At 67.1% G+C, this 19,967-nt stretch carries 12 protein-coding genes; 1 reads left to right on the forward strand and 11 read right to left on the reverse strand.

What is annotated here, in order from left to right; genetic code table 11:
* Positions 1-3 precede the first annotated feature (3 nt).
* The 7 genes from OV287_RS34295 to OV287_RS34325 form a co-directional block, all read right to left on the reverse strand.
* Positions 4-1,617 (reverse strand): SWIM zinc finger family protein, encoded by a 1,614-nt coding sequence (locus OV287_RS34295; RefSeq protein WP_267538257.1) that lies wholly within the window; start codon positions 1,615-1,617, stop codon positions 4-6.
* A complete protein-coding gene (locus tag OV287_RS34300) occupies positions 1,614-3,506 on the reverse strand; it encodes a gliding motility protein (protein WP_267538258.1) in 1,893 nt (630 codons plus the stop codon). The genes OV287_RS34295 and OV287_RS34300 overlap by 4 nt, the downstream gene beginning before the upstream one ends.
* A 114-nt stretch (positions 3,507-3,620) precedes the next feature.
* Positions 3,621-5,996, reverse strand: coding sequence for an SH3 domain-containing protein (locus OV287_RS34305; RefSeq protein ID WP_267538259.1), 2,376 nt, complete (start codon positions 5,994-5,996; stop codon positions 3,621-3,623).
* Positions 5,997-5,999: 3 nt separating this feature from the next.
* A complete protein-coding gene (locus OV287_RS34310; protein ID WP_267538260.1) occupies positions 6,000-6,788 on the reverse strand; it encodes a PP2C family serine/threonine-protein phosphatase in 789 nt (262 codons plus the stop codon).
* A gap of 18 nt (positions 6,789-6,806) precedes the next feature.
* Positions 6,807-7,451: a vWA domain-containing protein gene (locus OV287_RS34315; RefSeq protein WP_267538261.1), complete on the reverse strand. Its 645-nt coding sequence runs from the start codon at positions 7,449-7,451 to the stop codon at positions 6,807-6,809.
* A gap of 130 nt (positions 7,452-7,581) precedes the next feature.
* Complete coding sequence (locus tag OV287_RS34320; RefSeq protein ID WP_267538262.1) at positions 7,582-9,123, reverse strand: MSCRAMM family protein; 1,542 nt, start codon at positions 9,121-9,123, stop codon at positions 7,582-7,584.
* Between the two features lie 154 nt (positions 9,124-9,277).
* A complete protein-coding gene (locus tag OV287_RS34325) occupies positions 9,278-9,721 on the reverse strand; it encodes a hypothetical protein (RefSeq protein ID WP_267538263.1) in 444 nt (147 codons plus the stop codon).
* 120 nt (positions 9,722-9,841) lie between these two features.
* Between OV287_RS34325 and OV287_RS34330 the strand changes: the two genes are divergently transcribed.
* Positions 9,842-10,633, forward strand: coding sequence for a spermidine synthase (locus tag OV287_RS34330; RefSeq protein ID WP_267538264.1), 792 nt, complete (start codon positions 9,842-9,844; stop codon positions 10,631-10,633).
* Here the strand turns inward: OV287_RS34330 and OV287_RS34335 are convergent.
* The 4 genes from OV287_RS34335 to OV287_RS34350 all read right to left on the reverse strand — a co-directional run bounded on the left by OV287_RS34335 (position 10,627) and on the right by OV287_RS34350 (position 19,965).
* A complete protein-coding gene (locus OV287_RS34335; protein WP_267538265.1) occupies positions 10,627-11,808 on the reverse strand; it encodes a DOMON domain-containing protein in 1,182 nt (393 codons plus the stop codon). The genes OV287_RS34330 and OV287_RS34335 overlap by 7 nt on opposite strands.
* Positions 11,784-14,261, reverse strand: a complete 2,478-nt coding sequence (locus OV287_RS34340) for an N-acetylmuramidase domain-containing protein (protein ID WP_267538266.1) — start codon at positions 14,259-14,261, stop codon at positions 11,784-11,786. The genes OV287_RS34335 and OV287_RS34340 overlap by 25 nt, the downstream gene beginning before the upstream one ends.
* A gap of 12 nt (positions 14,262-14,273) precedes the next feature.
* Positions 14,274-18,719, reverse strand: coding sequence for a M15 family metallopeptidase (locus tag OV287_RS34345; protein ID WP_267538267.1), 4,446 nt, complete (start codon positions 18,717-18,719; stop codon positions 14,274-14,276).
* A 139-nt stretch (positions 18,720-18,858) separates the two neighbouring features.
* Positions 18,859-19,965: an NAD(P)/FAD-dependent oxidoreductase gene (locus OV287_RS34350; protein ID WP_267538268.1), complete on the reverse strand. Its 1,107-nt coding sequence runs from the start codon at positions 19,963-19,965 to the stop codon at positions 18,859-18,861.
* Positions 19,966-19,967 lie beyond the last annotated feature (2 nt).

Below are 19,967 nucleotides of genomic sequence, written 5' to 3' on the forward strand. Positions count from 1 at the left end.
GTCCTAGGCCTCTTCACCGTCAAGCTCCTCTCCGGCACTCGCACCCGCCTCAGGCTCCTCGGAGCGGGGGCGTGTGGACAGCGCCTCGGCCTCCGGCGACACGGCGGCGGAGGTGGCCATGTCCCGGCGTGCCCCCGCGCTCGCCGTCAGCAACGCCAGCATGTGCTCACAGGGCCCCTGGTTGAGGATGTTCTCCAGGAAGAAGTCACAGCCGCAGGTGGCGAAGATGAGCCGCTCCTCGTCGTTGAGGACGAGCTCCACCCGCGACTGCTCCGCCACCGCTCCCTCCACGACCTGGTCGCGATGGATGATCTCCCGGCGCACCGTTCCCTCGGGCGTGGGCAGCCATTTGATTTTCCGTGTCTCGCGGGGCGCGACGGACTCCACTCGCACGCGGCCCTCCTGGAGCAGCGCACTGGCCCGCTCGCGCCGGAGGTCGGGAGGAAAGAGGCGCTCCTCGTCCACGGGGGTCTCGAAGAGCTCCCGGTGGCGGTATTCACGGCGCTGCACGTCGAAGATGGTCATGCCGGCCCGGCATAGGTGGAACAGGGCGCGGCTGGTGTCCGGCTTGTCCGCTCCCACCGCCTGGGCAAGCGCCTCCACGCTGGCAGCCTGCCGCTCGCGCAGCACGGAGAGGACGCGCTCCTTCAGATCCGGAGCCACCGGCACCTCGGGCGTGAGCAAATCGAAGCTCCCCGAGCCGGTAAAGCGCTGAGCGCTCCACCCGGTGAGTCCCAACACCCATGTCACCCCGGGCAGCTCCACGGCGTAGAAGCTCGGAAGGGCCCGGCCCTTGAGGAAGACGTCCACCTTGCTGGCGTAGGGCAGCAATGGCTCGATGAGCCGGAGCCGGCGGCGGCCCCAGGTGCGCACGGTGCGGGACTCATCGTAGCTGTGCTCCGCCCCGCGCAGGACGAAGCGCTCCTCCCACGGCTCCAGCACCAGAGCCGCGGGCTGGCCGGGCTCGAAGACGTAGCGCAGCGCACGCGGCGACACCTTCGCATGGCTGAAACGCAGGAAACGCAGGGCAGCGACCAGATCCACCGGGCGCACGGTGAGGCGCGTGCCTGGCAGGGCCATGGCGCCCTGAAGCTGAAGGAAGCCGCGCACCCAGGAGTCCGGCAGCTCCACCTTCTGCTCGAAGCGGCCTCCAGCGCCCTCCGTCCGCACCTCGATGCCGGGTTTCTCGATGCGCAACCACGTGTCACGCGAGGAGCGCATCTCCGCCAGTGCCGCCCAGAGCCATGCGGTGAAGTCCACGTTGGTGGTACCGCACTCCACCGCCCCTTCCGTCTCGAACAGCGCCCGGTCGACGATGACCAGGCCATAGGCACTCTGGTCCTGGCTGAAGGCCTCGAAGAAGACGCGGTCCCGGTGGACGGTGACGACCGGGTCGAGCACGGTTGAGAGGTACTCGTCGGTCGAGGCCCAGGAGTCGTCGGACCAGATGAGCTCGCCGAGCGCCTGGAGCGCGAGCCGCACGGAGAGCACGTGCTCGCGAATGCGACCGTGGAAACGCAGCGGACGGCGGAGGTTGGGAGACAGGCCGAGCTGCGCGCGCTCCCAATCGGAGGTGAAGGCGCTGGGCGTGGCGTAGTCGAAGAGGAGCGGAATCACGCGGCACCTCCGTACACCACCGGCTGCTCAGAGGGGCCTCGCAGCTCGGGCCAGCGGTGGAGGAGATCGGCGAGCAACCCGAGCAGGACTTCCTTCGGGTACCGCCTGTCCGGCAGATCCATGGCATCGCGAATGTGGCCGGCGAGCTGGCGCGCGGCGGCTTCGTCGCGGATGGCGTTGCGCAGGGCCCCCAGTGCCATCACCCGTGTCTTGCGATGCAGCGGTCGCAGGAGGGTGGCCTGGAGCAGGTCGACATTCCGCGCGGCGAGTGCACGGGCCCGTTCATCGTCCCGGGCGAGCACCCGGAAGGCGAGCGCCTGCACGTGGATCTGCGGCGACTCGAGCAGGTCTCTGATTGCGCGTGCATCCGCCGCGTAGTGCGCGTGAGCCCGCTCGAAGAAGAGCCGGGCCAATCGGTTGCTGCGAACCAGTGCCCCGTAGTCCCTGATAGCAAAGGCCGGCATCTTCCCTAGAACGTTGGCAGCCCGGGATGCGAACGCATCGGGCGAGCGCTGCAGCAACGACTCATAGAAGGCGGAGAGTTGCTCGATGACCCTGGTCCAGGGTGAAGGCTGCTTCAGGTAGACATAGCTCAGGTCCTGGAGCGCCACGCGGCTGGCGAGGAAGTCCACCAGCGGCGCATCCTCGAGTGCGAGCGCCCGCGCGGTGAGCTTCGGATAGGTCCCACTCCAACCGGAAGAGACGTGCCGCAGGAAGGGGCCGCGCACGAGGTCCGGGAAACGCTCGTACAGCAGCACCGCCGTGTCGTCCTCGAGCGGCTGCACCTGGGCGAGGCCGAGCCCCGGGAAGTTGGCCTCCCGGCCCACTCCAGTGAGCAGCAGGAGGCGCCGCCGCACCTCGCCCTCGGGGAGCGGCGAGCGCTGAAGCAGGCCGAGCATTTCACTGTTGTAGGTCTTGGGAGCCGCCGAGGTACGCATCAGCGCGGACCACAGGTCCAACCATTCCCGCTCGCGAGCCAGTTCCACCAACTGGGAGAAGCTCCGGTTGAAAGGGCCCCAGGGCTGGCGCACGTTGCGGATGTGGCGCAGGAGGTAGGGCACCACGGCTCGGCCGCGCTTGCGGGCGAGCTCGAGGAAGGGGGTAGCCGCATCTCTGAGCCAGTACGCCGGGTGCCGCTGCTCGAGTGCCTCCACCAAGGCTCCGGGCTCCTGGAGGGTGTCACCCAGCGCCAGCACGTCCCGCTTCCAGGTCTCCTCCGGCACCTGCCGGCGGTAGATGTCGAAGGCCAGCGCCTCGTCTCCGCGCTCGCGCGCCAGGGCAGACAGCTTCTGCCAGGGCGACCGCCGGCCGAAGTCGATCCACCGAATCCCAGGCAGGTGTTCGAGGATGAAGCCACGCGAGACCACGGAGTCCGCGGTGTAGAGGGTGATGGCCGTTGGCTCGTCGAGCTCGAAGTAGAGGTCGAACTGGTTGAGCACCCCCTGACGCTGTGCGCGGGTGGAGGCAGCGCCGTAGCGGGTCTGCAGGTCCGCGAGCCAGCGCTTGTGGCCCTCCGCCCAGGACAGGTCCTGGAGTTGGAGCCGGTACAACCGGCGGAAGAGCTCCACATCTCCGGAGCGATCGACATCCTGGAGCCACTTCTCGAAGAGCTCCGCGGAGGGCCCCTTGAAGACCGACTGCGGGCGGCCGCTCGTGTCGAAGGTGACCTGCGGGAAACGGGCGAGGATGAAGGGGCGGAAAACGGTGCGGTTGCGGTAGTAGAGCCCGGGACCCCAGAGGGCGATGAGCCCCGGGAAGGCCCAGCGCGTGCCGAGCTGCTCCACCCCCTGCCGCAACTGGCCGTCATCCAGTTGCATGGCGAAGAGGCCACGCAGGGCCTGCTCCACCTCACGGGTCTCTCGTTCCAGCCGTTGCTGCGGAGTCTCCACGCAATCCCTCCCGGCGGGAGGAGACTACCTTCCCGGGGCGGGGAGCGGGCAATCGCCCTGCCCTTCCAGGTACTCGCGCAGGTTCTCTGGGAAGAAGACGCGCGGCCTGGCGCCTCACGGAGGAGGCCAGCAGTTCGGGCCCGTCCACCCCTCGCGGCCACCCGTCAGCACTACCTTGCGCCACCCACCTTCCTCCGCCACCACCTCCAACCGGCTTCCCGCCGCCAGCCGCTCCAGCACCGGCGCTCCGGTGGTGGCCTGCTCCCGGGCCATGCAGTCCAGCGGCAACACCGCCGCCTCGACGGACCCCTCGGGCTCCACCTGCTCCAGTGCCGCTGGAGGCAATGCCACCTTCACCGGCTCCGCTGCGCCCGAGGCCCGGCTCACCAGCCCCGCCAGCCCTCCCAGCACCACCGCCATGACCATCCCCAGCAGGACGCGCCGGTCCTCCCATACTGGGGGCTTCAGCGCTGCCTCCACCGCAGGCCTCGCCGCCGGCATCCCCAGCGTGGCCCTCATCACCGCCTGCTGAGCCCCTTCCAGCTTCGTCGCCAGCTCGCCCGAGCTCTTCGTCATCTCCTGCGACCACTTCCGCAGCGGCGCTACCTCCGCCTCCAGCCGCGAGCGCAATGACGCCTTTCGCTGCAGGAAGTGCGACACCAGTGCCCTTCGCTCCGCCTCGCTCACCGCCAGGCTCGGATCGAACCGGAAGCCCTTCTCCACCTCCTTCGCCCACGCCACCAGGCGCGTCGTCCGCACCTCGCCGAAGCCCGGCACCTGCTTCACGTCCTCCTTCAGCACGTCGTACGCGGACTCAATGCCCCAGCGCACCAGGTTCGACTTCAGCGCCTGCTTGATGCCGTCGATCTCATGGTCCTCGATGAGCGCACTCCGCAGGAACTGCTCGCGCTGGAGCGTCTCGCGATGCTGGAGCTGCCGCCGCTGCTCGGCCTCGAACTCCGGCTGCAACCTGCTGTACTCCGCACGCAGCCCATGCAGCAACTGACGCGCCCGCTCCGCCAACCGGTTGAGGTCTTCCTTGAAGCGCTCGGACTCGCCCTGCGCCGCGGCCTGGCCTAGCTCCGCCTGATGCAGCAATTCCTGTTGTTCGGCCACCTGTGCCGGGAGCCGCTGGTACTTCCGGCTCAGCCACCACATGACCGAGGCACTGCCCAGCAGCGTGCCTCCCGGCACCAACAACAGCCCTCCCACCTTGGGAGAGGCCAGCATCATCACCCACCAGCCCACCGTGGCCAGCACTCCGCCCACCAGCATGGCCACGCTGGACTGCCGCACCCGATCCACTTCCGACTGGAGCTCCACCGGCAGTCGATCCGGGAGCGCGGGCATCGGCAGGGCCTGTACGGGCGTGGCCAGGTTCGGAGCCAGCAGCCGTTGCGACTCGGCCCACAGTGACTCGATCTCTTGGAAGGAGCAGGTGAAGTCCCGCGGTCCCGTCGCCGTGTTCCCGGGTGCGGAGAAGAAGGCCACTCCGCGCGTGGCCATCATCTGACACCACGGGCAGGCCGGCAGGTGCTGCGGATATTTGTGCGTGGGCTCCTGGGCACAGCTTCGCAGCGAGCGCGCCAGCGCCTGCAAGGCGCGGTACCACTCCGTGGCCCCTGGCCGCCCCACTCGCGGAGAGTCCGGTGCGAAGGCCCGCTCGAAGAGGCCAATCAGCTCCGGCGTCAACGTCGCCAGCGGCAGATGGATGGCCGGCGGCGTCATCTGCAACGCCCGCGCGTTGCGCCCATAGGCGAAGCGGAACTCGCCGATGGCCCGCTCCGGCGTCATCTCCCCCTGCCCCGTGAAGACGCCCGTGAAGGGATGGCGCCCCAGGAACAGCAGATGGAAGAGCAGCACCGCCAGGCTGAAGCCCTCCTGCGAGGGCGTCCGCTCCACGCCCCGGAAGGACTGGCCCTGTAGCTCGGGAGGCGTGAAGAGCGGCACGCCCACCTCGCAGTGGAACACCCAGTTCTCCGCCCGTATCTGGAACGAGTCGCAGTCAATCAGCCGCACCGTGGCGTCTCGCGGCGACACCAGCAGGTTGCTCTCGTTGACGTCCCCCACCAGGTGGCCAACCGCGTGCAACTCCTCGAAGACGCTGGCGCAGTTGAGCGCCGTCTGCACCAGGAAGGCCCAGTCCGCGGTGGGGAATTCCTTGCGGCGGCTCGCCGTGGAGTACAGAAGGTGGATGGGCTTGAGGCCGTTCACCCGAGGCATGGTGAAGCCCCGCACCGGACCTCCCGCACGGCCCTCGTGCAGCACCTCGTGCGGCCAGGCCGCCAGCTTTTCCACGCCCTTCGGCGCATGGGCCGCCATCCACTCCAGCTTCCGGCCCTGCTCCGCTGGTGGCGCCGTCAGGTACACCTTCGCCACGCGCTGGGGATCCTTCGGCAGCACATACACCGCGCCCTCGCCCCCGCGCCCCATCTCCGGGCCCAGGGCGAGCCGCTCACCCCGCGAAGTGAAGAGGACGGGCTGTGACACGTGCTACCCGGGACCTGGCGAGGATGCGCGCCCTGCCCCGGAGCCTTCCCGAACGGCGAGCACGAGCGTCTTGTCATCGTCCGTGCGCTCGTTGACCGCAGGCGAGTCCAGGAACGAGCGCAGGGGCACCACCAGATCCTCCGGGTGCGCGGCGCCGCGCAGCGCGGTGAACAGGGGCTCGAAGAAGGGGCGATGCACCGAGCGCGAGGCGAAGTGGAGCGCCAGCATCTGCAGCCCATCTGTGAACAGAGCGACCTCGTCCACCGGCTCCCGGCTCGACACCTGCAGCACCTGCTCCAAGTCCGGCGACGTGACGAACCAGGTGGTGTTGGCGTACTCGCCCGCTTGGGGCCAGAACACGGGCACGTAGCCCTCGCCCTCACGCACAACGATGGCGCCGTCCCCCACCTGCGCGAAGACGGCAGCCTGCTCTCCCACCACCGCCGTCAGCAGCGTGCAGGACAGCTCGCGCACCGGCACCTCCCGCCGAGCGGCCTCCGCCTCCAACTCCTGCCGTACCTGTCGGTACCAGTCGCGGATGCGCTCCGGCTCCCGCACAGCCTCCGGACCCTCGCGCTCGAGCGCCTCACAGGCCAGCTCCACGAAGCGCCGGCACGCCAGCGCCGAGCCCTCCTGGCTCAGCCCCGCGCTGCCGGCTCCGTCGGAACATGCCACCACCAGGAAGGACTCCTGCCCCGGGCACGTGGCCGTCCCCGCGCAGCTATCCTGGCAGGGTGTGGCCGAGCGCCGGTGCGAGGTCCCCTCCAGGGACTGCTGGAGCAGCCTCCACATCGCGTGGTTCCCCGTCTCCTATACGGACGCCCAGCCGCCGGGGGCCGCCGGGTTGGCCAGCCGCACCTCGTCGGTCGTCTGCGAGCGCGAGACGGCCTTCTGCGAGTTGGACAGCCACTGGAACAAGTCCCGGAAGCGCAGGCCGTCCAGCTTGAGCGGCTCGCGTACGGAGATCTGCTTGAGCACGTCCAGGTTGGCCCCCTCCACGCCCACCGCGAAGAAGGAGAAGGACTTGGAGGCCTCGCCCTGGCGCACGCGCTCGGCGGCGGCCTGCCACGAGTCGGTAGGTCCCCCATCGGTGATGAGGAAGATCCACGGCCGGTAGAAGAGGATGCCGTTCTGCCGGTAGAGGCTCTTGCGCGCCGACAGCATGTCCGTGGCGCGGACGATGGCCTCGCCCATGGGGGTGTTGCCCTCGGCCATCAGCGAGGTGGGGAAGAAGGCCTCTGCGGTGGAGAAGTCGTGCAGCGTCTGCACCTGTCCCCCGAAGGTGACCACCGCGACCTCCACTCGCTTGGAGGCGAGGCTGTCAGCGGCCAGTTCGTCGCGGTACTGAAGCAGTCCAGCGTTGAGCGCCTCGATGGGGCGCCCATTCATGGAACCGGAGGTGTCCAACAGCAGCACGCACGGGCAGCGCGGCTCCGGGTTCTCTGCAAACGACAAGGCTCCAAACGGTACTTGCTCGGCCACGAGGCTCCCTCTCGGGTGCGCGGGGCGGGTCTCCCCCCAGGCGGATCGACGTGGATCTACCAGGGCGGCCCCGGCTTGAACAGGCACGGTTCGTCCACACCCTTCACGGACGGACATCCTCCGGTGCGGGCCCGCGAACCACTCGGAGGCGCAGGTTCGTCGCCGGCAGGCGTACCTCCCCCCGGGCGCCCTGGAACCGCTCATCCGGCGAGAGCTCGTATGCGTAGCGGCCTGGCGCCAGCCCGTCTACCTCGAAGCTCCCATCCTCGGCCGTGGTGGTGCTGCCCCCAGCCCGGACGGCACCGCCACGCCCATCGAGCGGGGACAGGACGATGCGGACCCCCCCAACCCCCCGCCCTCCCGGCTCCACGATTCGCCCACGCGCGGGGGCTGCCGGCGGGAGGGTGAAGTCGGCCGGGAGCGAGGCGCCCGGGCTCAGCTCCCCTGCCAGGGGCTCGAGCGGGGAAATGTGCCCTCGGGCCTTGACGGAGAGCTTCACCTGGCCCTGTTCCACGCACTCGAAGCGGAAGCGCCCCTCCACGGAGGTGGTGGCAAGCGTCCGCCGCCAGAGACCCTCGCGGCCGAGGAGCAGCTCCACCTCCGCCCCAGAGAGGGAGTCCCCGTTGGGACGCGAGACTCGCCCGGCCACCTCACTACAGGGAACCAGGGAGAGCCGAACGTCCGTAACGTCCCGATCCTCGGGGAGGTGGGCTGTCACCGTCGCGAGTTCCCGCCCCTCGCGAACCACCAGTGAGTAGGAGCCGGGCGGGAGGCCCGTCATGTGGAAACGCCCTTCCTCTCGGGTCTGCGTGAGCCCCTGATATCTCTCCCCCTCGAGCCGGACGCGGAGGCCCGCCTCGCCCTCTCTGCCCGCTCGGAGCACCTGGCCCGAGAGGCTCCGGGGCACATGCAGGCGAAGGGAAGTGCCGTCTCCGTCCACCGGGCCCGCCTCCGCGAGGCGACCGAGAAATGAGGCGACCGCGTGGTACTCGCCCGTTGGCACCTGGGGAAAGAGGACCTCTCCCCCAGCATCCGAGACCGCCAGGAAGGCCTGGCCTCCGACCCGGGGAAGCAGCGCGACCTGGGCATCGGGAAGGGGCCGCCCCGAGCTCCCATCCTCCACGGACACCCGGATACTCCTGCCCGCTTCCAGCGGAACCCGGGCCACGTTGGCTCCAGCGGGAACAGCGGCCACGAAGGCAGTCCCCTTGGGACCCACTGCCCAGAGGTCATAGGTGGAGGCCCGGAGGTGGTTGAACTCGAACCAGCCATCGGCCCCGCTCACCGTCCGGGCCAGGGGCGCCTTGCGGCCGAGCCAGTCCGCGGTCTGCGCCAGCTCTCCCTTCATCGCGCCGCACCCCGGGTCGAGGATCGTCATCCCGGGAGTTCCGGAGGAGCAGGTGCGTGCGGAGAGCGGCACATCGGCATGGGGGACAGCACTCACCGTCACGCCGCCCACGGGCTTGCCTTCCCAGGTCACCACGCCCCGGAGGATAAGGGGCCCGCTGGGAAGCGGCTCCCGGGGAGCCTCGGCCGTCCGCTGCGAGGCGGTCTCGGCGGGCGGGGGTACACCGGCATCGTGCGCACAGCCCGAAACCCCGAGCGCGAGGACTCCCACCACCAATGCTGCCAACAGGCGCGACACACCAGGCTCCCGGACGATCATGAGACGGCGCGGACTCTACCCTGCTCCCTCCCCTCCGTGCGTGCAGGAGCCCTCACTCGCGGAGCGGAGCGCCGTCCCTGTGGAGGAGTGACCGGGGCGTGACGGCCAGAGCGGTCCCTCGCGTCCGTACCGGTCACCCGGGATGCGGGCCGAAGTGGAGGCGGATGCGTCCGGCGGCATCGCTGAGACCGGCCTCCTCCAGCCGGGTGGCGGCCCACCGCAGCCCCTCGGCCACGTCCTGGACGACGACGTACGGATTGGGCAGGGGCCTGAAGTGCAGGATGGCGCTCAGCGCCAGCCGGAGGAAGGGCGAGGTGATGACGAGGGCGCAGCCGAGAAGCTGCTCGCGCATGAGCGCCTCGTGCTCCAGCAACCACTCGGCCTGACGCTGGCGCTGCACCACCGTGGGCACGACGAGCACGCCCATGTCGAGGACGCTGACGTACAGGTCTCCGCGCCGGAGATAGGCCAACCCTCGGGACAGGTATTCCTCGTACTGCGTGTCCGACACCACTCCCTGGAACCGCGAGATGAGCAGCGGCCAGAGAGAGTCATCGAAGGTGATGGAAGCGCCCATGCCTCCTCCCGAGGACAAGGCTGCCCGGTTGCGGACGGGCAGGCGCGAAGCTCTCGCACGAGTTGCCGAGTCGTGCTACCGATTTCCACTCCAACGCCTCTGGCAGGAGAACAAGCAGGCGTGAGCGTCTCGGAAACAGTGATCTATGAGGCCGACTCGCCCTTCGGGCGCGTGTACGTGGTGGACGTGGGCGACCAGCGCACGCTCCGCTTCGATAGCCCCGAGGGCACACTCCAGAGCGCCATCCTCAAGAGCGATCCCCTGGCCGTCCCCACCAGCTACGTGCGAGTGGCCACCGCCGGGCTCGCGCTCACCGAGGGCCGCGCCCGCGTGCTGGTGGTGGGCCTGGGCGGGGGTGCGTTTCCCATGCTGCTGCACCGGCTGCTGCCCCACCGCTCGCGGGTGGACGTGGTGGAAATCAACCCCGTGGTCGTCGACGTGGCCCGGCGCTTCTTCGGTGTCCGCGAGGATGCCCGGCTCCACATCTCGGTGGAGGACGGGGCCGACTTCATGGCGCGGCAGGGGCCCCGCTACGATCTCATCCTCCTGGATGCCTTCTGGGACCATGGGACGCCGGACCACCTGAAGGAGTCGCTCTTCTTCCAGGACGTCCGGCGCAGGCTGGAGCCCGGAGGCGTCGCGGTGCTCAACCTCGCGCTCGAGGAGCAGTGGAGCGTGGAGTCGCGAATCCAGACCTTCGCCCGGGCCTTCGAGGACTGCGCGATGCTGCGCGGCGCCTCCCGGTACAGCAACCTCATCCTGGTGGGCACCCAGGTGCCGTTACCCCCCGACGCCCTCTTCTGGCAGCAGCTCTGGCGGCTCGCACGCGAGCTGGACTTCCCCGTGCTGATGGAGAGCGTGATGACCTTTGAGCGGGTGACGGACAGATGGACGACCCGGTCTGGTCAGTAGAGACCGACAACGGTCTCGGCGCTGAGCTCTGGCAGATCGCTCTTTCCTCGCAGGAAGATCTTCCCCCACGTCCAGGAACTCTTCGGCTTCAACGCCGAGGTAGCGATGAGCGTCTCCTGCTTTCCGTCGCGATCCGTATCGGAGATGACGATGGTGCCGCCCACGAATTCCTCGCCCTTGAAGGAACCACTCGTCATGTGGAGGAAGTAAGGAATCTCGAACTTCACCTCATATCCATCCAACATCAGCATGTACTCGCCCCGCAGCTGATGCTTCGAAGCAGGTGACTCCGCGGACACGAGCCAGATCTCTTCGTTTTCGTAGAAATACACCAAGTGCTGCCCCCCGCCTTTTGGCAGCCCCCAGAGTTCGACGTGGTCCGTGTGGATGTCTTTACCAAAGAGGACGAAATCGTCGCGCACCTTCAACTTGAAATGAATCTTCTCCGCATCCCAGCGCATCATCAACTGGACTGACAGGTCGCTGTCGTCCTTGAGGTTCTTCGCCCCATATACCGGCACGAAATCACGGAAGGCCAGCTGCTCGTCGAAACTGTTGCCGGCAACGAGCAGGGGCGCTTTGACGTCCGGAGGGGAGTTGCCTGAAGAATTCTTGGTGACTGTCTTCCCAACGAAGTCGACCATCTGCTCCGTGAACTTGTCTGGCGTACCGTCCAGCAAGTCCTTGGTATCCTGCCGTGACGTCCAGCGCTCGACCCGGAATGCCCCTTCCCTGAATTCCACGTCCAGGGAATATGTCGTCCTGATGAGTTCATGACCGGTCCTGGTGGCAAGCTCGCTCTCGGACACGACCGTCAACACGGTCTGTTGCCTGGGCTGCTCGTAGACCAGGTCAACACGCTTCTCCTGGTCACCGAAGGGTTTCGAGAGCAGGAGCTTCCCGTCTTGGCGAGTACCCAGATACCACCGTCCGGCCTTGTCACGCGCCAACGCGAGTCCCTGCGCCTCGAGTTCTTTCTTGATCTCGAGACCCTCGTCAGCAGACGGCGTTCCAGCTTGCGCCTTGCCGCTCGTGGTCTGCCCCACGCCCTTGCCGCTCGCGGTCTGCCCCGCGTCCTTGCCGCTCGCGAGGGAGGAGGCTGGCGTCCCCGCTTCACTGGTGCAGCTCAAGAGAAACATCACCAAAAAAGCTACGTGCCTGCGGGAGCGTTCCATATCGCTTTGACCTCGTGAAAGTTCTGGAACATCAGGTTGTGGTAACCCTTTTCCGCGTAACTCGAGCCATTATAGGCATGCGCCAAGGCCCGGCAGTCTTGTGCGCTTTCCACATCAAGAAGACGCAGCACCTCAACTGGGGTTGAGATGTCATAATCGTTGAAACGCACACATGGGGGGTCGGGCCGAATGCCCGCCGCGTTCTTTGGCCTGATCAAGAGGTTGAGGACCATGCGCACCTGGTCTGCCTCGTCCGCCATGAGCAGTTGCCGTGGATGTGTGGGCGTGACGAGGGTGCCATCGCGTCCCTTGACCTTGGCGGTAACGATATTGAAGCCCATGAGCTGTCCGAGACCGTAGCTCGTGCAGAGCATGCGAGCCTCCTTGAAGCCCTCCGCGCTCAACCGATTCGCGGGCTCATCCAAATACGCCTGGGCTGCTTGAGCGCGCTCCGCTGTACTCCAGTCGCGCCCAGAAGCGAGTTTCAAGTAGTAGCTCCGGAACAAATGGTGCTCGAACTTCGGGACCGGCAGGCCATTCGTCTCGGTTTTGATCACCGCGGCGACCCAAATGGGGTTCAGGTTCAGATCGGAGTAGTCGTCTTGCAGCAGCCTGAGGATTCCCTCCTTGTAACGGCTGACGATGTCCCGGGTACTTGGGTACCTTCTCTGGTCGAGCAGATCCAGGTTGGTGATCGCCGCGTCTGGGCTCCCGAGGTAGATCTCCTTCCGTTGCGTCAACCCCTGGATGGCATTCAAGAGGCCCGCCAAACCGCGGCTGCGGATGGGAACGGTGGGGAACAAACTGAGAACATCCGGGGTCACCGGCGCGCCATTCCTCCCGTCGTAGGACGAGTGGAAGACCAGGGTGGACTCGGAGATGGGATTGCCGGCGTCATCCAGCAGGTCCTCTGGCGCCCACTCCCGGAGCATCAGGGCCACGCCGTTGCTCATATGCTCATCGTAGCCGCCCGAGGTCTTGTAGGAACCCGTGGCCCCCACTCCGCCCACCCCGAAAGTCGGGAACCCGGTGTACACCAGGGCGCGCTTGAGGGTCCTGACCAGCCTCAAGTCCGCTTCATCCTTGGTGACCTGCAAGTCGCCACGCAGGATCTTCTTGAGCTTGTCGTGAACTTCCGCATCCACCTGGCCATTCAGGTAGAGCACCCGCTTGACGGTCGCATCCTCGAGGAGTTGTGCCGGCGTCTTGCGGAACCTGCTGACCTCGGTCGAGCAGATCCACCGTCCCTGATTCCCGTAGGCGATGTCCATCGCCGCATCGTCGAAGCAGATGAAGGTGCTCGCGTCGAAAGCGAGCCAGGCCGACAGAGGCATCCCGCTTCCTCCGGGAGCACTGAGCTCCGAGAAGGACAGGATCGCGAACGACTTCTCGGGGTTGTAGTGCGCATTCGCCAGCCAGGGAACCAGCTCGATCTTGAACCGGCCACCGGGCTCGAGCCTCCCCGTGACGCGCCTGAGCGCTCCAGCAGCCGGAGCGCCGACCATGTCGTGGGTCACGAGCGCCACCTGGAGCTCGACCCCCACTCCCTCCACGAAGTTCTCGATCTGGCCCTGGGCGTAGATGGTGTCCAACCATAGGCTCTGATCGCGCGTGAGGCTGAAGCTCGTCAGTTTGGGACGTGGAATCGGCTTGAGGAGCGCCGAGTCCTGTTTGATCACGGTGAACGTCCTGCCTCCATCGCTCGAGCCCTCGAAGACGTAGGTGTACTCGTAGTCACCGGCCTCCGCCGCCTGGCAGTAACACATGCGAGTCCTGGCACTGTCCTGGAACCCGATATACCAGGCCCATTCAGCCTGGTTGCCACGGGTCCACTGGAAGGCCGCCAACTCGTTCCCACCCGGGCCAACCGTCTGGGCCTCGCCTTCATCGTTCTCGACAATCCGCACCTGCAGAATCGCCGCGTCGAAGATCCGGCCGTAGCTCGCCGCGAAGGTCACCTTGCTTCCGAATCGCAGGGAACCGCCGGGTGTCGTGACCCTCAAGTCGAGGGGGTTGTTGAAACGCAGCGCACCCGGGGCCAGTTCCGCTGCCGGGGCATGGGGGAACCGAGGGGCGATGCGGTACCCGAGCGCGCCAGCACCGAAGAGCTTCTGCTTGAGCAAGTCGACCTTGGGAGCACGCCCCCCCACCTCGACATGGAAGCGGGTTCTCGAATCGAACTTGATGACCGCGTCGGCCACCGGGAAGGCCTCCGGTTCCATGGCACCAGCCTTCAGGACCAACCAGGTGAGCTGGCAAGGGAGATCCCCCGAGGGGAAGTTCTTGCACGTCCCCTGGATGGGGACTTCGACCTCGAGTCCCCCCGGACTCTGCAGGGCCTGGATGGTGCCTGGCTGCGGCGCATCCAGCGTCAGGGTCGTCCTGGGAACCAGCGTGAACTCGAACTGGCCGGACGTGCCGACCTGTACACGTGTCAGACGGCTCTCATCCATGGAAGGACCTCCTCAGTGCGCTGACGTCGTCTCTGGAGCATCGACGGTGACCGGGTTGAACTCGACCGTGAGCTCGCCGATGGCAACGCCACTGACCATGCCGTTCCCGAAAACACGGCGCCAGGTGAAACGCCGGGGTCTGCCATCGGCCACGCGCTCGCGATTGAATTGGACGCCGAAATTGCCGTGATCGTCACACGTGCCCTGCCCCTGAGTCGAGCTCTGCCGGTCGTACCTGAGGTTGCGCTCCAGCCGGGTATCCCGCGGCTCGCCCGCGGCATCGGTGAAGCGGCATTCCAGTACGAGGTCGCGATCAGGGCCCACGCAGTTCGCGCGGCCCACGAGGCGGTAGACCCGCCCGCCAACCAGCACCGGCGCCTCGAGAGACTCGAGTTTCGGGGTGAGATTGACGGTGATGGGTGCTACCTGCAGACGGTGATCGAGGGCTTCCGGTTTCTTGAGGTCGAAGCCGATGGTGACCGTCTGCCCGGCCAGACGCTGGCCCGCGGCGGCGGTCGTCAATTTCCACTTCCCCTGCAGGATGCGCCGACCGGCTCCGGCAGCGCGCAGGACCGCGGTGGACTCGAGGCGTTGCGCCCCCGCCTGGATGAAGAGAAAGGGTTTCGCGTTGGTCCACATCTCTGGATTGCCACGCAACTCAAGCTCGGCGCAAAGCTCGTCATCCGGGAGCATCTTCGTCGTGATCTCCCCCGCGCCCATCTTGAACAGCGGCCCGAGCAATGAAGGGGACTCGACTTCCAGGAAGCCGTCCTCCCCCCCACAGCGTCCCGCGAACTCCGTGCGATTGAACCCGACGAAGCCCTGGCGAGACGCCCTGTCCTCCTCGCTCAACCAGAGATGCCCGCCCGTGGGGATGAAGAGCACGGGCTTCGCGTAGACGGCCCTGCCGTCCTGGACGGTCATCCCCTCCAGGAGCTGCGCGAAGACGGCCTTCGGATCGAAGTCGAAGGTCAGGGTGCCGGAACCATCAGAGGGTGTGTATTTGATCTCGATGTCGTAGTTCGGGGCTTCGCCCATCGTCTCACTGAAGCTCGAGTCCTCCGCGAGCCTGTCGAGGGCAGCCCGGTAGGCGTTGGCGGCCACGGGAGTTGCCCTCCCAGTCGCCACGGGGACAGGGCGAACCACGAGGGAGAGGCCATCATGAGCCACGCTCCGGACCTGAAGCCTGTGGGTGCTACCAGGCACGAGGCCGCGCAGCGTACTCAGCCGCTCACAGAGCTTGAAGGCGATCTTCTTCGGTGCGGTACCGCGGCCGCCCGGTGGAGGGTCGGTCCTGGCGGCATCGTCGAACTCCTGGAAGGAGAAGGATGGCACAACGAGCGTTGCCCTGTTGCGCGCCCGGATGACCATGCCCTGCTCATCGATGGTGATTCCGTTGACTTCCCTTCGTGCGGGCGGGACGCGGGTCGCGGTCACCGGAATGGCGTGGACGGAGACTTCGGGCGCAGCAGTCCCCGGGTTGGGAGCCGCATTCGGCGCGAGCTGCCAGCACTTGAAATACACGAAGCCCTGCGCACTGACGGGGCAGTTGTTCGTGAAGTCGACGGTCCCCCGGTAGCGCACCGGTGCGTTCCTGGCGACGATGGGCTCCACCTTCAAAGCGGCCCGTGGGGCGAGCTGTGGCCGAGCGAGCTCCAACTGGACGCGCGGTTCATCTGCCGGTGCGTTCGCCGCCTCGATGGCGGTGGTCCCGTCTCGTTTGAAGGCCTCGAGCTTCCAACTGCCCCATACGCTCGGTTGGAAGCCAAGCGCCGCGACCCCCTTTTCGTAGGTGGCGGAACCGATCGTGAAGGGCTGCGTCACCCCGGAACCCGACACGGGACTCAGTTTGAAGACGACCTGCTCGCCACTCCCGTAACCAGTGTGGATCAGAACAGCCCAGGACTTCAGACCCAGGCGGTTGTCGCCGCTGTAGAGCAGCGTGAGAAGACGCGCGCGTGCCGCATCCTCCCCGTGCAACCACGAGCCAGGCGCCCAGCTCTTGACGAGGGAGAGCTTGTTCTCTGCCAGGAGCGTGTCGATGAGCCAGAGCGCCGTGACAGGGTGCATGTCGACGAGGTTGCCCTGCGCTGGCAGGCGGCTCGCATCCGGGTTCTGGGCGAAGAGTGAGCGCTCCTGGCTGCCCGGACCAAGAATGGCAACCTCACCGAAGTCATCTCCGGCGGCCTTCGGCCTGTTCCACCACGTCATCGGCCGCAGCTGCTTCTTGAGCGTTTCGAGCCGCTGTTGAGCCGTCCGTCCCGCTTCGGGAAACTGCTGCTCCAGAATGCCTTTCTCCTCCAGCTTCTTCAGGAGCTGCTCGAGCCCCTTGGGGCTCCACTCATTGAGGTGCTGCAGCACGACGTTGCGCCAGCGGTTCGGAACCGCGTCCCAGAACAGGTTGAGGCGGTATTCGGCCTCGTGGCCGTGATTCCTGTTCTCGTCCAGGAAGAAGTCCTCGGACGAGAGGATCAGGGTGTCTGCCCCGGCTGGAACCTGGACCACGAACTCGAGCGTCGGCCCCCAACTGCTGATGGAGATCTCCCCTGGCCGACCAATGGCCTCCCCGTTGCGCTCGAATCGGACCTGGAGCTTGCTCGGCGCGCCCGGCCCCTCGTAGCGGTAGGTGTTCTTGAGGACGATCTTCGTCGGGAAATAGAAGTGGCTCTTCCTCTGGGGGGACTGCTCGTCCGTCTCCCGGGTGGAGGCATCGTCTCCATCCTGTGTCGAGAACGATCTGGCCGCGTTCATCACCCGGGTGAGCGCATTCCCATAATTGCGACGGGTGACCACTCCTTCGAAAAGCTGCCGGTCCTCCGGGGGCAGAGGATCGACAAAGATCTTCTTGAGCTCGTTGCCTTCGGCGGCCGGGTTGTCCGGGATGTCGAGGAAGTTGTCCTCCCGCTCCTCCTTCACCTCGAGGAACTTCTCTCGCGGCGCACTCCGGGCGGAGAGGTAGCCGCGCAGCTTGCTGATTCCACTCCCCTCCCCCGCGGGAGAGAAGACCTCCCAATGAAGGAAGGTCGGCATTCCTCTCTCCACCGCACGGACGAAGCCGATGACTTCTCCGCCCTGCACCGGGAGCAGGGGCTGATCGAAGGTCGCGATGGCTCCGCTCTTGAAGGCCTCGAGCGCCTCACGCACGTCCTCGGGTGTAGGCCGCGCGACGGCCACCCGCTTGCCATCCTTCCGGAGGGGCATGGGCGCCGGGCGCGCCAGAACCTCGGCGGTCTCGGCTCCTTCCTGGAGGGGTTTGCTCGCCCAGAAGCTCTGCCCCAGCGTCTGGCCTGAGGGGTCGAGATCCACCACCGAGCCGGAACGCAGGTTCAACAGGCTCTGGAGCCAGCCAATCTGTCTCGTAGACGTATCAGGGTTGTCGAGCTCCACCGGCGCCAGGTGCATGTACAGCGAGTAGAGCGGAAAGGGCCGCGCCGGACGCGGAGGAGACCCTTCCATCGGAGCGAGCTCATGGCGGACCAGCACGAAGCCGAGATGACGATCCGCGACGAACTCCTGCAGCATGGGGTTGTCGCCAGCCTGGCCAGGCCGGACGAAACGCGCGGCGACGACGTAGCCCGGCATCATCACCCGCACGGGCGTGAGCGCACCGGCGGAGTCCGGGTGCACATGGATGCCACCGTGCAGCATCTGGTTCTGGCCGAGCGGATAGAAGCCCGAGTCACCCGACTCGTTGTTCTGGTAGTAGCGCAGGGGTGACTCGACCCTCTCCACGCGCTGGAATGGGAAGAACACCCTGGGCGATGTGGTCGTCGTGAGGACGTACTCGAAGTGCGTCGCGTCGATGGCATCGCCTTCAAAGAAGCCGCCCCAGCCGAAACCGTACTTGCGGAGGACCGCCACGAGCTCGCGTGGCATGTCGAAGGTCTTGGTGCCCTCCCGGTACTCCGCGCCATTGATGTCGATGGCCAGACCCCAGGCGTGGGCCGACAGGAAATGCTTCTTCAGGCTGAGGAAGTTCAGATCGTACTCGGCGCATGCCGCCGTGAAGACCTGTTCCCAGGGCCGCGTATCCCCCGCGTGCTTCTGGCGGTAATACGGCTCGACGACGGCCTGAATCGCCGGCTGGAGACAGAGCTCCGCCCTGGTCCTCGGGCTGTTCGTGTAGCGCAGGTGGAAGCCTTCGATAGACCGGAGCGCGTACCCGAGTCGCGCGGCCGTTTCGCCGACCTCGCTCAGCGCGGCGGTGACGATGTCCCGGATGGCGACATGGACTCGCAGGCGGCTGTTGTTCGCTCCCGCCGCAAAGCCAAAACGGGTGGCGTCAAGGGTGCAGATATTGTTCGCCTCGAAGGTCGGCAAGGCCACCTGACCAAAAAGGGCGTCCTTCTCCTCGGTCCCAGGCCCGCTCAGAAGCGGATCGCCATAGTCCCGTTTGAGGTTTTCGATGGTCGTGAACGTGTATTGCGGAACCGGCTGAGCCCTGGACGGTGCGGCCATGACAATCCCCCCCGGCGAAACGCCCTGAAGCCTGGCCATGACGGCCAGCGCCTGAGTACTCCCCTGCACTGGGCCGACCGATTTCCGCTTTCGGGCGAACCAGCCCGGCGAGCATAGCAGCAGACAAGGAGCGAGGAGCCTACGAACGCTCCGGGCTCATGGCGAGCACTCGCTCCGGCTCGAAGGCGGCGGCAATCTCGCTGCGCCCGTGCTCGATGAGTTCCGCCACGGCGCGGCCCGTGAGCGCACTCGTGAGGATGCCCTGCCCCGCATGCCCGCTGGCGATCAGCACCGCCTTCGTCCCCGGGTAACGGCCGATGAGCGGCTTGCCTCCCGGTGTCACCGAGCGCAGTCCCGCCCATGCCCTCCCGAAGCGTGCCTCGCGCAGCCTCGGCGCCAGCTTCGCCACCGTGGCCCCCAGGTGCATCAGGCCCGTCGGCGTCACATGACAGGCGAAACCCGCGTCCTCCTCGGTCGCTCCCACGACGATCTCCCCCGTGCGCCAGGGCGCCAAGTACGTGGGCCCCGACACCACTCGCGTCAGCCTCACCTCCGGGTGGAAGATCGTCAGCATCTGCCCTCGCAGGGGCTTCACCGGCAGCGGTGGCAGTCCCGCGATTCCTCCCGACCACGCCCCCGCGCACACCACCAGCCGTCCCGCCCGGTGCGTCTCATTCTCCGTCCGCACCTCCACCCCACCGTCCACCTCGGTCACCGCGCGAGCCCCCTCGCCCAGGCGCACCCGCACGCCCTTCCGATGCAGGTCGTGCAACAGCGCGTTGAGGTAGGCCTCCGTGTCCACCATGAAGCCTTGCTCGGTCACGAAGGCCCCGAGGATCGGCGTGCCCTCCAGCGCGGGCTCCAGCTCCACCACGCGCGCTGCGTCCATCCAGGTGCCCAGCCACTCAGGATGGTTCGCCGCCTTCTGCCCGAGCGCATCCCTGCCCTTCGCATCCATCGCCACCCGGAGCACACCCTGGCCCCGGCGCAGGCTCGGGCCATCACCCAGTGAGGCCAGTTCCTCGGCCAGCACACCGTGTGCCGCCCGCGTGAAGGCGAGCATGTCCGGGTCATCCAGCAGCCGCACCGAGGGAATCGCCACCCCCGCCGCCGCTCGCGAGCCCTGTCCTCCGGGCTCCACTGGATCCAACACCGTCACCCGCGACCCCATCGTCGCCAGCCGGCGTGCCACGGACAGGCCCATCACTCCGGCCCCGAGAATGACGACGTCCTGGGAAGTGCTCATCG

Source organism: Archangium lansingense (assembly GCF_026626635.1).
In the GTDB taxonomy this organism is placed as follows: Bacteria; Myxococcota; Myxococcia; order Myxococcales; family Myxococcaceae; genus Archangium; species Archangium lansingense.

Bases quoted from the DNA above. Each gene is read 5' to 3' on its own strand.
- OV287_RS34310 (WP_267538260.1), bottom strand. From the start codon at position 6,788: ATGTGGAGGCTGCTCCAGCAGTCCCTGGAGGGGACCTCGCACCGGCGC.
- OV287_RS34325 (WP_267538263.1), bottom strand. From the start codon at position 9,721: ATGGGCGCTTCCATCACCTTCGATGACTCTCTCTGGCCGCTGCTCATC.
- OV287_RS34335 (WP_267538265.1), bottom strand. From the start codon at position 11,808: ATGGAACGCTCCCGCAGGCACGTAGCTTTTTTGGTGATGTTTCTCTTG.
- OV287_RS34340 (WP_267538266.1), bottom strand. From the start codon at position 14,261: ATGGATGAGAGCCGTCTGACACGTGTACAGGTCGGCACGTCCGGCCAG.
- OV287_RS34345 (WP_267538267.1), bottom strand. From the start codon at position 18,719: ATGGCCGCACCGTCCAGGGCTCAGCCGGTTCCGCAATACACGTTCACG.
- OV287_RS34350 (WP_267538268.1), bottom strand. From the start codon at position 19,965: ATGAGCACTTCCCAGGACGTCGTCATTCTCGGGGCCGGAGTGATGGGC.